Genomic DNA, 16,090 nt, shown 5'->3' with positions numbered 1-16,090 from the left:
TTTTTTTTTTTTTTTTTTTTTTTGTAATTTATAAAAGCCTCATTATTAGTTTAATGAGGCTTTTTTGTTAAAGTAAAGTTAACGTGCACAAGTTTTTTTAAGTAGTTGCATCTAAACTTTATAAACAAAATAAAAAGAATTAAAGATGAAAAATTCAACAAAATTTATAACTGCCATTGGTTTAACTTTTTTAATGTCTAACACTGTTTTTGCTCAAGAAGAAAATAGAGATGAACGCCCAAAAGGACCACCAAGTATTAAGCAAATTTTTAAAGATTTAGATTTAAATGAAGATGGTAAAATTTCTTTAAAAGAAGCAAAAGGTCCACTGAAACAAGATTTTAAAAAAATAGATAAAAATGAAGACGGATTTTTATCAAAAAAAGAGATTAAAAACGCACCTAAACCAGAAAGAAGAGAAAGACCTAGAAATTAAAATTAATAAAAAATCAACTAAATAAATAATTATGGAATATTTAAAAAACGTATTTGCTACCAATTTTATAATGCTTATAATTTTTTCTTGTTCAAGTAAAACTTCTGTAGAAATTGAAGAAGAAGTACAAGAAGAAGAGGAAATTGTAGTTGTTGTAGATGATACAGACTTTGAACCAACAGATTGGACAGTTGATACGCATAGTAAAGATGCTGATCCAAATTTTGATGAAGTTTTTGATGATACTGCTGTAAAAAGATTAGATTTTGTTATTTCTGAAGAAAATTGGCAAAATATGTTAAATGACATGACAAGTCTCTATGGAAATTTTGGAAGCAGAGGGTCTTCAGGAAGTTTTTCAGATGTAGATCCAATTTTTGTGCCAGGAGAAGTTTTTTATCAAGGTAAAGAATGGTACAAAGTAGGGTTACGTTTTAAAGGAAATTCTAGCTTAAAATCTAGCTGGCAAGCTGGTATTTTAAAACTATCTTTTAAATTAGATTTTGATGAATATGAAGATGATTATCCTCAAATTAAAAACCAACGTTTTTATGGATTTAAAAAATTAAGTCTTAAAAATAATTACGATGATGATTCTTTGTTAAGAGAAAAAGTAGCTACAGATGTATTTAGAAATGCAGGTATGGTAGCTTCTCATACTGCATTTTATACTTTGTATGTAGATCATGGAGATGGACCTAAATATTTTGGTTTATATACTTTAGTAGAAGAAGTAGATGATACAGTTTTAGAAACACAATATTCTTCTGACGAAGGAAATTTATACAAACCAGATGGAGATGCTGCAACTTTTGCTAATGGTAGCTTTGATGAAGATGAATATGTAAAAAAGAACAATGAAGACGAAGCAGATTTTACAGATGTACAAAATTTATTAACTATTTTAAATGATGGTACTCGTACTTCAGATCCAGCAACTTGGAGAGCAAATTTAGAAAAAGTGTTTGATACAGATGTTTTTTTAAAATACTTAGCAGTAAATGGAATTATACAAAATTGGGATACATATGGTAGAATGACGCATAATTACTTCTTATATAATAATCCAGATACAAGTAAATTAACATGGATTCCTTGGGATAATAATGAGTCTTTACAAACAGGTAAACAAGGAGGATCTTTGCCTTTAAACTTTTCTGGTTTAAATTCTTCTTCATGGCCATTAATTGGGTATTTATATCAAGATGATGTTTATAAAGCTAAATATGATGCATACTTAAAAGAAGTAATTGAAGGTGCTTTTGAAGAAACAAGTATTCAAGCATTATATACAAAATATGCTGCTTTAATAGAAGAATATGCAACTTCAGAAGTATCTGGTTATACCTTTTTAAACTCTAGCTCTAGTTTTTACTCTGCAGTTAGTACTTTAAAAAGTCATGCAACTTCTAGAAAAAGTGCGGTTGCTTCTTATTTTGATTAAAGAATAATATTGGGGGATATTATTTTTTTGAAAGCTTCATCATTAAATTGATGAAGCTTTTTTAATTAAGTTTTTTTTAACAAAAAAGGCACAAGTTTTATTTTAGAATATCATCTAAACTTTAAGTAACATAAAAATAACAATTGTTTAATATTTTAAGAAATATATGATCAATACAATAGAGCCAATTATCAATCAATTTTCCTCTATTTCTTTAATAGAAATGAACAGTGTTTCTTTAATGAAAAGAACTGATACAAAGTTTGTTATCAATAAATATCAATTGGCAATTGTATTAGAAAGTATTAAAAATAACTATAAAGTTTTAGAAATAGATGCTAACAGAATAATGAGTTATTCATCATTGTATTTTGATACATTAGAAAACAAGTTTTACAATGATCATCATAATGGAAAAAAAAATAGAACAAAAATTAGACAAAGAAAGTATATAGAATCTGATTTATGTTTTCTAGAAATTAAACAGAAAAATGGAAAAGGAGAAACTAATAAATCTAGAATTCAAGTGAATGATTTTGAGAAAGATTTAACTAATATCTCTAAAGAATTCATTGCAAATACTACAAATAAAGAATACAATTTAGTACCAAGTTTATGGAATGGTTTTAACAGAATAACATTGGTGAATTTAGCAAGTAAAGAGCGTGTAACTATAGATTTAAACCTTTCTTATAACATTAACGATGTTAAAAAAGAATTCGAAAATTTGGTAATTATAGAAGTAAAACAAGAACGATTTAATAGAAAGTCAGAAATTATTAAATCGTTAAAATCAATAAGACAAAATCCTTATAGTATTAGCAAATATTGTATTGGTATGATTAGTCTTTACAACGATTTAAAATACAATTTATTCAAGAAAAAATTAATTAAAATAAATAACACAATAGCATAAGTATGGAGTTTTTAGACATCCCTTTATTCGATAATGATTTTTACAAAATGATTTTTAGATTCATTTTAAACTTTTCATTTTTAACAGTAATTATCCGATTTATTTATTATCCAGATTCAAAAAGAAAAGATTACGTTTTTACATATTACTTAATAAGTTTAATTGTGTTTTTCTTGTGTTTTACCCTTAAAAAATATGAGATGGATATTGGTATGGCACTAGGTCTTTTTGCCATTTTTGGAATTATTAGATACAGAACAAACCCTGTAGATATTAAAGAAATGACTTATTTATTTGTTGTTATAGGTGTATCTATAATTAATGCATTAGCTAATAAAAAAATGAGTTATGCAGAGATTCTTTCTGCAAACTTAATAATAGTATTTGTACTATTATTAATAGAAAAATATTGGTCATTAAAACAATTGGTAACCAAAACTATTGTGTATGAAAACATAGATAATATTAAACCAGAAAACTATAATTTACTTAAAGAAGATTTAGAAAACAGAACAGGTTTAACAATTAATAATATAACTGTTGGTGATGTTGATTTTTTAAAAGATGTAGCAACAGTTACAATTTTTTATTACAAAAACAAGTAAACTTTAAATTCACAAATTAAATTTATGATGAAAATTCAAAAAAAAAAAAAACTAGTACTATTTCTTACTGCATTATTGTACTCAACAATAAATTTTGCACAAACAGATGGAGAAAAAGATTTGGCTTTATGGAACACAGTAGGAGTAGAGTATAAGTTAAATGATAGATGGAGTTTTGGCTTAGAAGAACAATTAAGATTTAAAGAAGATATTTCTGTGGTAGATAATTATTTTACACAATTAACTGCAGATTATAAATTGTTTAAAGGTTTTAAAATAGGTGCTGGTGTTAGATATATTAGAGATAATGATAACAAAGGAAATATACAAGGTTATGAAAATCATTTTAGGTTTCAGTTTGATGTAATGTACAAACATGAAATTAATGATTTTAAAATAGGATATAGATTGCGTTATCAAAATAAAAACGAACTAGGTGTTTCTTATGATGAAGGAGATTATGCAAACCAAAACGTTCGATTTAAAACTTCTTTAGAATATAATATTAAAAACTGGAAATTAGACCCTAAGTTTTCTGCAGAAATATTTAATAAATTTCAAGAAGGAGAAGAAAATGGTTTTAATAAATATAGGTTAACGTTAGGTACAGATTATAAAACTAAGAATTTTGGAAAAATAGGTGTGTTCTATAGATATCAAAAAGAGATAAATGTAGATTTTCCTGATTCATCTAATATTATTGGTTTAAAATACATTTACACCATAAAGAATAAGTAATTTATTTTTGAATTGTTATTTTACTTTAAAAGTCTTGTTATTTAAAACAAGGCTTTTTTTATGCAATAATATTCACTTCAATTTCTAAAGAAATACCAAATTTATTAAATATAGATTCTTTTATTTTTTCAGCAAGCTGATAAATTTCAGCACCAGATGCATTTCCATAATTAACTAAAACTAAAGCTTGTTTTTCATGTACACCAAACTCTCCATAACGTTTACCTTTAAAACCAGCTTGTTCTATTAACCAACCAGCAGGAACTTTAATTTCTGTATCAGAAACAATATAACTTGGTACATTTGGATACTCTTTTTGAAGTTCTAAAAACTGAGATTTTGCAATTACAGGGTTTTTAAAAAAACTACCACTATTACCAATTTTTTTAGGATCTGGTAGTTTAGATTCTCTTATAGTAATTACTGCTTCAGAAATATCTTTAAGTGTTGGTTTAGTAATGTTTTTAGAAGCTAATTCTGTTTCTATAGCTCCATAAGAAGAATTTAAATTGTGGTTATTTTTTGTTAATTTAAAACTTACAGATATAATAATATATTTTCCTTTAACTTCATTTTTAAATATAGAATTTCTATATCCAAAATTACACTCCTTGTTAGAAAACTGAACTAATTTTCCTGTTTCAATTTCTAATGCTTCTACCTTAGAAATTGTGTCTTTAACCTCTACACCATAAGCGCCAATATTTTGTATTGGACAAGTACCAACATTTCCAGGTATTAAAGATAAGTTTTCAACTCCTCCATAATTTTCAGAAACACACCATAAAACAAAATCGTGCCAATTTTCTCCTGCATTTACAGTTAAATAAATATCATTATGATTTTCTCTGTCAATAGAAATCCCTTTAATATCAATATGTACAACCAACTTTTCAATATCTTTTGTAAGCAACATATTGCTTCCTCCAGAAATTAAAAAAATATCTTTTTCAATTTTTAAAAGTTGTTGTAATTGATAAACAGAATCTATAGAAATAAAACGTTTAGCATTTACATCAATACCAAATGTATTATAGCTTTTAAGTGATATGTTTTCTTTAAAGTTCAATTAACTATTATATTTTTTTAATGCTTCAGCTAAAATTTCTACAGATTTAATTAAATCTACTTTATTTAATACATAAGCAATTCTTACTTGGTTTTTCCCTTCTCCAGGAGTTGAGTAAAATCCACTTGCTGGTGCAATCATTACAGTTTCATTATTATGATTGAATTTTTCTAAAATCCATTGAGCAAAATGATCAGAATCTTTTACAGGTAACTCAACTACACAATAAAAAGCTCCTTTTGGATTGGCAACTTTTACACCCTCAATTTTTTGTAATTCTGTAATTAAAGTGTTTCTTCTTTCTACATACTCTTCTTTTACATCATCAAAATATTTTTGAGGAGTATCTAAAGCAGCTTCACTAGCAATTAAAGCATATGTTGGTGGACTTAAACGAGCCTGAGCAAATTTAATTGCAGTACCAATAAATTCTTTGTTTTTAGAAACTATACAACCAATTCTTGCTCCACACATGCTATAACGTTTAGAAACAGAATCAATTATAATGGCATTTTGCTCTAAACCTTCAACAGCCATCACAGATGTATGTTGCAAACCATCATAAGTAAACTCTCTATAAACTTCATCTGCAATTAAAAATAAATCGTGTTTTAAAACAATTTCTTTTAGTTTTAAGATTTCTTCAGGAGAATATAAGTAGCCTGTAGGATTACCAGGGTTACAAATTAATATTGCTTTTGTTTTTTTGGTGATTAACTTCTCAAAATCTTCTATTTTAGGTAAGGCAAAATTGTCTTCAATTTTAGAAATAACTGGTACCACTTTTACACCAGAAGCTGTAGAAAAACCATTGTAATTCGCATAAAAAGGTTCTGGAATTATAATTTCATCTCCAGGATCTGTTATACTTCCAATAGTAAAAAGCAATGCTTCAGAACCTCCTGTTGTTACAACAATATTATTTGAAGATACATTAATTTGATGTTTCTTATAATAATCTACAAGTTTATTTCTGTAATCTTCAGAACCTTCAGAACGTGCATAAGACAATGTTTCTATTGTATTGTTTTTTACTGCATCTAAAGCAATTTGAGGTGTTTTAATATCTGGCTGACCAATATTTAAATGAAAAACTTTAGTTCCTCTTTTTTTTGCATCTTCTGCAAAAGGAACTAGTTTTCTAATTGGAGACTCTGGCATTTTTAACCCTTTACTAGAAATTGAAGGCATAATAATTTTTTAAGAATTAATTAGTGCGAATTTCCGAAATATATTTTATTTATACCATTTTATTAAAGAAACTTTAAAGGTTAAATATTTGCTAAAAAAAATTAAATATATTTCTTAAGTTGTATATTGTTTACATTCAAATCTTATAATATTGAAAACAAGACTTTTCCTAATAATTTTTACTTTTTTTATTTCTTTTAATTCAAATTCTCAATCTGGATTTAGTTTTAACGGGTTTAATAAAAATAGAGTTCAATCAAGTTTTAAGCTTATTAATAACCTGATTGTGATTCCTTTAGAAATTAATGGTAAAAAATTATCGTTTATTTTAGACACTGGTGTTAATAAAACAATACTTTTTAACTTAGTAGAAAATGATAGTATAGATTTATTAAATACCGAAAAAGTAACTTTACGTGGTTTAGGAAAAGGAGAAGCTGTAAATGCGTTAGTTTCTAAAAAAAACACATTTAAAATAAAAAGTTTAGTTAGTAATAATGAAACTATCTATGTTATTTTAAAAGATTATTTTGATTTATCTAGTAAAATGGGGACTACCATTCACGGTATTATTGGCTATAATTTATTTAAAGATTTAATTGTTAGAGTAAATTATAATACTAAAAGAATAGATTTTTATAACCCTAAAACCTATGTCTATAAAAAGTGTAAAAAATGCGAAACAATTCCGTTTACATTTTATAGAAAAAAACCTTTTATTGATGCAAAAGTAAGTTTAGATACTATTGGTACTAACTTTATAGATGTAAAATTATTGGTAGATTCTGGTGGAAGTGATGCTATGTGGTTGTTCGAAAATTCTAAAAAAGAAATAAAAACCCCAAAACGTTATTTTAATGATTTATTAGGCGAAGGTTTAAGTGGACCAATATTTGGTAATAGAAGTAGAATTTCTAAATTTAAATTGGGTAAGTTTCAAATAGAAAACGCAACAGTTTCTTTCTTAGATTCTGCATCAACTCACAATGCAAGAGAATATAAAGCTAGAAATGGGAGTATAGGAGGAGGAATTTTAAAAAGGTTTAAACTATGGATTGATTACCCAAATATGAAATTTACTTTTAAAAAGAATGGTTCCTTTAAAACAGGATTTAATTATAATATGAGTGGTATAGATGTGGTTTATAATGGAGAACAATTAGTAAAAGAACAAGCTATTAAAAATATTGAAAACACATTTAATCAAAAATTAAACGACCGTAATTCTGTTTCTTTTGTAACCAATTATTCCTTTAATTTTAAGCCTTCTTATAAAATTTTGAATATTGTAAAAGACTCTCCAGCATACAATGCAGGTTTATTGAAAGATGATGTTATTGTTAGTATTAATGGTAAATATGTACATCAATTACAAATAGGAGAAATTATTCAAAAATTTCAAGAAAGAGATAATAAAAAAATTAAAATGGTTATAAAACGAAAAGGTGTAAAAATGAAATATGAATTTAGATTACATAAAAGTATATAGCTTAACTGTCTGAAAGTAAGCTTTTTTCTTTTTCTAAAGAAATACCCTTAGTAACAACCCCTCTAATTCTTATCATTTTTCTAGGTGTTTTAGCATTAGAAAAAATAGTGATTGTTTTAGAAAAACCACCAACTATTTTAGTGTTATAAGAAACTTTGATTTCTCCTTTTTTACCTGGCATTATTGGTTTTTCTGGTTTTTCTGGCACTGTACATCCACAAGTAGATTGAATGTTTTTTATAATTAAAGGTTTGTCTCCAACATTTGTAAAAACAAAAACGCGTTCTCCATTAGAACTTTTTTCAACTTTACCGTAGTTAATTGTTTCTTTTTCAAATTTAAATTCTTGTGCATTTATAGAAAAAGAAATAAAAAATAAGACTAAAAGAGTTCCAAATGTTTTCATAACTAAATGTTTATAATGTAAAATTAATACTAATAATTTGTATTAAAAAATCAACTACTAATTTTCTCTTCAAAATAGATAATTGTATTTTTGCCAACTATATATCAAAAAGGATACCAAAGTATGACAATTCCATCTAAATACGATGCAAAAAAAGTAGAAGATAAATGGTACGATTACTGGATGAAAAACAACTATTTTCATTCAACACCAGATGAAAGAGAGCCATATACAATTGTAATTCCTCCTCCAAATGTTACAGGAGTTTTACACATGGGGCATATGTTAAATAATACCATTCAAGATGTATTAATTAGACGTGCACGTTTGTTAGGTAAAAATGCTTGTTGGGTTCCTGGAACAGATCATGCATCAATTGCAACTGAAGCAAAAGTTGTAGCAAAATTAAAAGAACAAGGAATTTCTAAAAGCGATTTAACTCGTGAAGAATTTTTACAGCATGCTTTTGATTGGAAAGATGAATATGGTGGTATTATTTTAGAGCAGTTAAAAAAACTAGGAGCTTCTTGTGATTGGGAAAGAACTGCTTTTACAATGGATCCAGAAATGTCTGAATCTGTAATTAAAGTTTTTGTTGATTTATACAACAAAGGTTTAATTTATAGAGGTTACAGAATGGTAAACTGGGATCCTGAAGCAAAAACTACTCTTTCTGATGAAGAAGTAATTCATGAAGAAAGACAAGGAAATCTATACTATTTAGAATATAAAATTGAAGGTTCTAATGATACTTTAACAATTGCAACTACAAGACCAGAAACTATTTTTGGTGATACTGCAATTTGTATCAACCCAAATGATGAACGTTTTACCCATTTAAAAGGGAAGAAAGCAATTGTGCCTTTATGTAATAGAGTAATTCCTATTATTGAAGATGAATATGTAGATTTAGAATTTGGAACAGGTTGTTTAAAAGTAACGCCTGCTCATGATGAAAATGATAAAAATTTAGGTGATAAACACAATTTAGAAGTAATTGATATCTTCAATGAGGATGCTTCTTTAAATTCTTTTGGATTACATTATCAAGGAAAAGACAGATTTGTAGTTCGTAAAGAAATTGCTAAAGAACTTGAAGAAAAAGGAATTTTAGTAAAAACAGAAGTACATACCAATAAAGTTGGTACTTCAGAAAGAACAAAAGCGGTTATAGAACCAAGATTGTCTGATCAATGGTTTTTAAAGATGGAAGAGTTGGCTAAACCTGCAATTAAAGCGGTTTTGGGTGATGATACTGATATCAATTTATATCCTAAGAAATTCGAAAACACCTATCGTCATTGGATGGAAAATGTACGTGATTGGAACATTTCTCGTCAACTTTGGTGGGGACAACAAATTCCTGCATTTTTCTATGGAGATGGAAAAGAAGATTTTGTAGTTGCAGAAACTCGCGAAAAAGCTTTTGAACTAGCAAAAGAGAAATTAGCTGTCATTTCGACTGAAATGGAGAAATCTTTCAAAATTGAAGATTTACGTCAAGATGAAGATGCTCTAGATACTTGGTTTTCTTCTTGGTTGTGGCCAATGTCTGTTTTTGATGGAATTCGTAATCCAGAAAACGAAGAAATTAAATATTATTACCCAACAAACGATTTAGTAACTGGTCCAGATATTTTATTTTTCTGGGTAGCAAGAATGATTGTTGCAGGGTATGAATATAAAGATGAAAAACCTTTTAACAATGTTTATTTAACTGGTTTAGTTAGAGATAAACAAAGACGTAAAATGTCTAAATCTTTAGGAAATTCTCCAGATGCTTTAAAATTAATTGATGATTATGGAGCAGATGGAGTAAGAGTAGGACTTTTATTAAGTTCTGCTGCTGGTAACGATTTAATGTTCGATGAAGATTTATGTCAACAAGGAAAAGGATTTGCAAATAAAATTTGGAATGCATTTCGTTTGATAAAAGGTTGGGAAGTAGATGCAAGTTTAGAGCAACCAGAAACTTCAAAAATTGGGCTAACTTGGTATGAAGCTAAGTTTCAAAAAACGTTAGCAGAAATAGAAGATCATTTTTCTAAATACAGATTGTCTGATGCTTTAATGGCAATTTATAAACTAATAAATGATGATTTTTCTTCTTGGTTATTAGAAATTGTAAAACCTGCTTATCAACAACCAATTGATAAAAAGACTTTTGATGCAATAATTGAAGTTTTAGAAAATAATTTAAAGATTTTACATCCATTTATGCCATTCTTAACAGAAGAAATATGGCAATATATTGCAGATAGAAATACAGAAGAAGCATTAGTTATAGCTAAATATCCAACTATTAAAGAGTTTGATACAACTATTATTACTCAATTTGAATTTGCAACAGGAGTCGTTTCTGGTATTAGAACTATTAGAAAAGATAAAAACATTTCTTTTAAAGATGCTGTAGAATTATTTGTTATCGATAATGAAAAAAGTTCAAAAGACTTTGATACTGTTATTCAAAAATTAACAAATACTTCAGCAATTAATTATGTTTCAGATAAAGTAGATGGCGCTTCTTTTAGAGTAAAATCTAACGAATATTTTGTACCAATTTCTATTGATAATATTGATGTTGAAGCAGAAGTAAAGAAATTAGAAACAGAATTAAAAAGAGCAGAAGGATTCTTATTTGGAATTAACAAAAAGCTTTCTAATGAACGTTTTGTAGCAAATGCACCAGAACAAGTAATTGCTTTAGAACGTAAAAAAGAAGCAGATACAATTGCTAAAATTGAAACAATTAAAAGCAGTTTAGCAAGCTTAAAATAAAAAATCAACTACTTATCTATAGAACCTTCAAAATTTAAATTTTGAAGGTTTTTTTTGTCAATTAATTAAAGGAAAGTGTTGTTCAGTAATTTTTTAATAACATTCTGATTCTAATGATTTAAATGTGTTAAAATATATTTATAGACAATTAACCAACTAAAAATTAAAATGAAAAATTTTATTCCATTGTTATTGATGTTTTTACTTGTAGGAACATCTTGTGTATCTAAAAAAAAGTATGCAGAATTAGAAACAAAATACACAGACACTAAAACAAACCTTAATAGTTTAAAACTTAAGTTTGCTAAGATTGATAAGAGAGTTCAAATTTATAATGACAAAATAAACTCTCTAAAAGGTGACAATGTAACTTTAGAAAAAGAAAATGCTTTTAAATTAGATATGATTGATGGCAAAGTTGCTATTTCTAAAGATGTTAGAGCTTTAATGAATAAGACGTTATCTAAAATTTCTCCAGAAAAATTAGCAACAGCAAAAACATTAAAAGATTCTATAAATTTAGCAGTTTCTTATAATGTAGTCAGAAAAGCTTTAGGGAAATCTGAGTTTAATAATTCTGAAGATATAGATATTGATATTGACCAAACTGTTGTAATGATTACTGTTTCTGAAAAATTGTTATTTAATTCTGGTAGTTATAAAATTAAAAAAAGTGCATTAAAATTAATTACAAAATTAGCAGATGTAATAGAGTCTGAACCAAGTATGGATGTTATGATTGAAGGACATTCTGATACTAATAAAATTACCAATAAAACAGAAAGTGTAGAAGATAATTGGGATTTAAGTGCTAAAAGAGCTACTTCTATGGTTAGACTTTTACAAAATAAATTTGGTATAGATGGTAGTAGATTAATTGCATCTTCTAGAGGAGATACAATGCCTTTATACCCAAATACAACTAGAGAAAATAGAGCTAAAAATAGAAGAATTAGAATTGTAATTTTACCTAATCTAAACAAATTTTTTGCCTTACTAGCTGAAGAAGGAGTTATTGAAAAGAAATAATTTTTAGAAACTTTTTATAATAACCCTTAATTATTAAAATATAATTGAGGGGTTTGTTTATTTAATAAACTAATTTAAAACAGTATTGATATTTACTAATTCTTCTTCAGAAAAATAAGTGTTTTCTGTTGCTTTTATACTATCTATAATTTGCGATGTTTTACTAGCTCCAATTAAAACAGATGTAATTCTATCATCTTTTAAAATCCAAGAAATTGCCATTTGTGCTAAATTTTGATTTCTATTTTTAGCAATTTCATTTAAAGCTTTAATTTTTGGTAACATTTCTAAAACTTTGTCCGTTTTTAAATATCGTCCATCTTTAATTGCTCTAGAATCTTTTGGTAAACCATTAATATATTTATCTGTTAGCATTCCTTGTGCAAGAGGAGAAAAACAAATAGCACCAACTTTAGATTTTCCTAATAAATCTAACAATCCATCTTCAATCCATCTATCAAACAAACTATATCTTGGTTGATGAATTAAACAAGGAGTTCCTAAATCTTTTAGAATTTTAAAAGCTTTTTCTGCTCTTTCAGGTCTGTAATTAGACAAACCAATGTACAATGCTTTTCCTTGTTTTACAATTAAATCTAAGGCACCCATGGTTTCTTCTAAAGGAGTATTTTCATCTGGTCTATGATGATAAAAAATATCTACATAATCTAAGTTCATTCTTTTTAAACTTTGATCTAAACTTGAAATTAAATATTTTTTTGATCCATAATTTCCATAAGGACCAAGCCACATATCATAACCAGCTTTCGAAGAAATAATTAATTCATCTCTATATTTTTTAAAATCTTTTTTTAAGATTTTACCAAAAGTAGTTTCTGCAGATCCATAAGGAGGACCATAATTATTAGCCAAATCAAAATGAGTAATTCCATTATCAAAAGCGCATTTTAAAAGGTTTCTAGCATTTTTAAAATCGTCTTTTTCTCCAAAATTATGCCATAAACCTAAAGACAATTCAGGTAATAATAAACCACTATTGCCTGTTCTTCTGTAGTTCATTTTTTCATAACGATCTTCAGCAGCTACGTATGTACCTTTTTTACTCATATTTTTAGATTAATGCTTCTTTTAAAATTGTAATAGGATGTTTCGCAATACGTTTTGTTCCATCAAAAATTTGATGTCTACAACTAGTACCAGCAGCAGCAATTTCTGTATCCTCACTACAATTTCTCACTTTTGGAAACAAAGTGTCCTCACCAACTTGCATAGAAACTTTGTAATGTTCTTTTTCATATCCAAAAGAACCTGCCATTCCACAACAACCTGTATTCATAATGGTTACAGTATAGTTTTTAGGAATATTTAAAACTTGAAAACTAGCATGTGTACCTGTTAAAGCCTTTTGATGACAATGACCATGAACTTTTAATGTTTTAGAGTCTAAAGTAAATAGAGTAGTATCTATATTGTTTTTTTCTAATTCTTTAGATAAAAATTCTTCGAATGTAAAACTGTTTTTTGCAATTTTTTCTGCAGCTGTTTTATCATCTGCTAAACGAATATATTCATCTCTAAAAGTTAAAATTGCAGAAGGTTCAATTCCTATTAAAGGAGTATTGTCTGTAATAATATCTTTAAAAATTGATACATTATTATTACTAATTGCTTTTGCTTCTTTTAAAAAGCCTTTAGAAATATGACTTCTACCACTTTCATCATGAGCAATCGTTTTTACTTCATATCCTAATTTTTCTAAAAGGATAACTGCATCTTTACCAATTTCTGTATCATAATAATTGGTAAATTCATCATTAAATAAGTAAACTGATTTTTTAGATGTTTTAGGTTGATGTTTTTTTAACCAGCTACTTAATGTTTGTTTTGCCAATTTAGGAACAGTTCTTTCTACTGCAACTCCTAACATTTTTTTAGAAAAGTTAGTATTAGTAATATAATTTGTAAGCGCTGGAAAAATACTACCTAATTTATTGTATTTAGCGTTGTTAGCAAACATTTTACTTCTAAAAGAATAACCGTTTGTTTCTTGATATTGATATAAAAATTCTGCTTTTAAACTAGCTATATCAACATTACTTGGACATTCAGTTGCACAAGCTTTACAACTTAAACAAAGATCTAAAACTTGTTTTAATTCTTTAGAATCAAATTTATTTGTAGCAGTATTATTTGTTAAAACATCTCTTAACGTATTTGCTCTAGCTCTTGTAGTATCTTTTTCATCTTTTGTAGCTCTATAACTTGGGCATAATGTTCCACCAGCTTCTACAGGTTTTCTACAGTCTCCAGAACCATTACATTTTTCAGCTAGTTTTAAAATTCCTTCGCTTTCAGAAAAATCTTGAATGGTTTTAATTATTGGTTCTTCTCTATCAACTTCATAACGTAGGCTTTCATCCATAGGAAAAGCATCTGTAATTTTTCCTTGATTAAATACGTTGTTAGGGTCAAAAGCTTTTTTTATTCTTCTTAATAATTGATAATTCTGTTCACCAATCATTAAAGGAATAAACTCAGCACGTACAATTCCATCTCCATGTTCTCCACTAAAAGAACCTTTATATTTTTTTACTAACTCAGCAGTTTCAGTGGTTATTTTTCTAAATAAAACAACATCTTCTTTTTCCTTAATATTTAAAATAGGACGTAAATGCAATTCTCCAGCTCCTGCATGTGCATAATACACAGCATTTTGTTGGTATTTAGCCATGATTTGGGTAAACTCTTCTATGTAATTTGGTAAGTCTTCCAATGCTACAGCTGTATCTTCTATACAAGCAACTGCTTTTTTGTCTCCAACAATATTTGCCAAAGCACCTAAACCTGCTTTTCTAAGATAATGTACTTTTGCAATATCTTTTCCGTAAACTTTTGGATGATGATACCCAAAGTTGTTTTTTTCTAAATCTGCTATTAAATTATTTGCATAAATTTCGGCTTGTTCTATTGTTGCAGCAGAAACTTCTAACATTAAAACAGCCTCAGGATCTCCTTGTAAAAAGAACCTGTTTTTTGCTAAATCTGGATGATTTTTAGTACAATCTAAAATGGTTTTATCCATTAATTCACAATTATATAAATTATGATTCATAGAAACCAAAGTTGCTTTTAAACTTTCGTTTATACTTGTAAAATGAGAACAAACCATGATGCTTTCTTTAGGAGCAACATTGTCTAATTGTAAAGTAATAGCAGTAGAAAAAGCCAATGTACCTTCACTACCAGATAATAATTTTGCAACATTAATTGTTGGCGAAGTTCCTCCAAATAAATCTGAAGTTAAAAACTCATCTACAGCATATCCTGTACATCTTCTGTGTATGGTTTCTTTAGGAAATTCTTTCTTTATTTCTTCTTGATTTTCTTTTAATGATAACTCATCAAAAATGGCTTTATATATTTTACCTTCTTGTGTGTTTTCTTTTGTTTTTTTGATAAATTCTTCAGACGAAATTTCGTTAAAAGTTGCTTTGCTACCATCACTTAAAATAGCATCAATAGATAATACTTTGTCACGAGTTACTCCATATTTAATAGAAGTACTTCCAGAAGAATTGTTACCAACCATACCACCAATCATACATCTATTAGATGTAGAAGTATTAGGGCCAAAAAACAAACCATATTGTTTTAAATATACATTTAAAGAATCTCTAACAATACCTGGTTGAAGAGTTATTGTTTTTGCTTTTTCATCAAAAGAAATAATGTTTGTAAAATGTTTAGAAACATCAACTACAATTCCTTCACCAACACATTGTCCTGCTAAAGATGTACCTGCAGTTCTTGGTATTAATGTAATGTTGTTTTTTGTAGCAAATTCAATTAAAGTAATAATGTCTTTTTCATTCTTTGGAAAAGCAACTGCTAATGGAATTTTACGATAAACAGAAGCATCTGTTGCATATAAAGTTTTGTGTAAATTGTCAAAAAGAACATCACCAGAAAGTGAATTGTGTAAAGTTTCTAAAGCCGAATTTTGAATCATTATTTATTTTTGAAAAAAT

The 16,090-nt window shown here is 27.2% G+C and carries 13 protein-coding genes; 8 read left to right on the top strand and 5 right to left on the bottom strand.

Annotation, left to right across the window (positions count from 1 at the left end):
• Window positions 1–145: 145 nt before the first annotated feature.
• The 5 genes from MPF13_RS14590 (at window position 146) to MPF13_RS14570 (ending at window position 4,139) form a co-directional block, all read left to right on the top strand.
• Window positions 146–436, top strand: coding sequence for an EF-hand domain-containing protein (locus MPF13_RS14590; protein ID WP_249983498.1), 291 nt, complete (start codon window positions 146–148; stop codon window positions 434–436).
• A gap of 31 nt (window positions 437–467) precedes the next feature.
• Window positions 468–1,880, top strand: a complete 1,413-nt coding sequence (locus MPF13_RS14585; protein ID WP_249983497.1) for a CotH kinase family protein — start codon at window positions 468–470, stop codon at window positions 1,878–1,880.
• Between the two features lie 166 nt (window positions 1,881–2,046).
• The gene (locus MPF13_RS14580; protein WP_249983496.1) at window positions 2,047–2,796 is read left to right on the top strand and encodes a polyphosphate polymerase domain-containing protein; all 750 of its coding nucleotides are present in this window, start codon (window positions 2,047–2,049) and stop codon (window positions 2,794–2,796) included.
• 2 nt (window positions 2,797–2,798) lie between these two features.
• Entirely contained in the window at window positions 2,799–3,401 is a 603-nt protein-coding gene (locus MPF13_RS14575) for a DUF4956 domain-containing protein (RefSeq protein ID WP_249983495.1), read from the top strand.
• Between the two features lie 24 nt (window positions 3,402–3,425).
• Window positions 3,426–4,139 carry a DUF2490 domain-containing protein gene (locus MPF13_RS14570; protein ID WP_249983494.1) on the top strand — a complete coding sequence of 238 codons (714 nt, stop codon included), beginning with the start codon at window positions 3,426–3,428 and terminating at the stop codon, window positions 4,137–4,139.
• A gap of 58 nt (window positions 4,140–4,197) precedes the next feature.
• On the opposite strand, the gene murB is transcribed toward MPF13_RS14570, so the two are convergent.
• Both murB and MPF13_RS14560 read right to left on the bottom strand, forming a co-directional pair.
• Window positions 4,198–5,208, bottom strand: a complete 1,011-nt coding sequence (gene murB, locus MPF13_RS14565; protein ID WP_249983493.1) for a UDP-N-acetylmuramate dehydrogenase — start codon at window positions 5,206–5,208, stop codon at window positions 4,198–4,200.
• The gene (locus MPF13_RS14560; RefSeq protein ID WP_249983492.1) at window positions 5,209–6,399 is read right to left on the bottom strand and encodes a pyridoxal phosphate-dependent aminotransferase; all 1,191 of its coding nucleotides are present in this window, start codon (window positions 6,397–6,399) and stop codon (window positions 5,209–5,211) included.
• Between the two features lie 286 nt (window positions 6,400–6,685).
• Between MPF13_RS14560 and MPF13_RS14555 the strand changes: the two genes are divergently transcribed.
• Complete coding sequence (locus MPF13_RS14555) at window positions 6,686–7,888, top strand: aspartyl protease family protein (RefSeq protein WP_249983491.1); 1,203 nt, start codon at window positions 6,686–6,688, stop codon at window positions 7,886–7,888.
• 1 nt (window position 7,889) lies between these two features.
• On the opposite strand, the gene MPF13_RS14550 is transcribed toward MPF13_RS14555, so the two are convergent.
• Window positions 7,890–8,294 (bottom strand): DUF1573 domain-containing protein, encoded by a 405-nt coding sequence (locus MPF13_RS14550; RefSeq protein ID WP_249983490.1) that lies wholly within the window; start codon window positions 8,292–8,294, stop codon window positions 7,890–7,892.
• 123 nt (window positions 8,295–8,417) lie between these two features.
• Here MPF13_RS14550 and MPF13_RS14545 point away from each other — a divergent pair, with 123 nt between their 5' ends.
• Both MPF13_RS14545 and MPF13_RS14540 read left to right on the top strand, forming a co-directional pair.
• Complete coding sequence (locus tag MPF13_RS14545) at window positions 8,418–11,072, top strand: valine--tRNA ligase (protein ID WP_249983500.1); 2,655 nt, start codon at window positions 8,418–8,420, stop codon at window positions 11,070–11,072.
• A gap of 168 nt (window positions 11,073–11,240) precedes the next feature.
• Window positions 11,241–12,101, top strand: a complete 861-nt coding sequence (locus tag MPF13_RS14540) for an OmpA/MotB family protein (RefSeq protein WP_249983489.1) — start codon at window positions 11,241–11,243, stop codon at window positions 12,099–12,101.
• Window positions 12,102–12,170: 69 nt separating this feature from the next.
• Here the strand turns inward: MPF13_RS14540 and MPF13_RS14535 are convergent, their stop codons facing one another.
• Together MPF13_RS14535 and MPF13_RS14530 are read right to left on the bottom strand one after the other, a co-directional pair.
• Window positions 12,171–13,169, bottom strand: a complete 999-nt coding sequence (locus MPF13_RS14535) for an aldo/keto reductase (protein ID WP_249983488.1) — start codon at window positions 13,167–13,169, stop codon at window positions 12,171–12,173.
• Window positions 13,170–13,173: 4 nt separating this feature from the next.
• On the bottom strand, window positions 13,174–16,071 hold the full coding sequence (locus MPF13_RS14530) for an FAD-binding and (Fe-S)-binding domain-containing protein (protein ID WP_249983487.1): 2,898 nt from the start codon (window positions 16,069–16,071) through the stop codon (window positions 13,174–13,176).
• Window positions 16,072–16,090 lie beyond the last annotated feature (19 nt).

Source organism: Polaribacter sp. Z022, from assembly GCF_023555495.1.
Classification (GTDB): Bacteria; Bacteroidota; Bacteroidia; order Flavobacteriales; family Flavobacteriaceae; genus Polaribacter.
The sequence above is the reverse complement of the archived record's forward strand: the minus strand, read 5'-3'. Positions and strand labels throughout refer to the sequence as shown.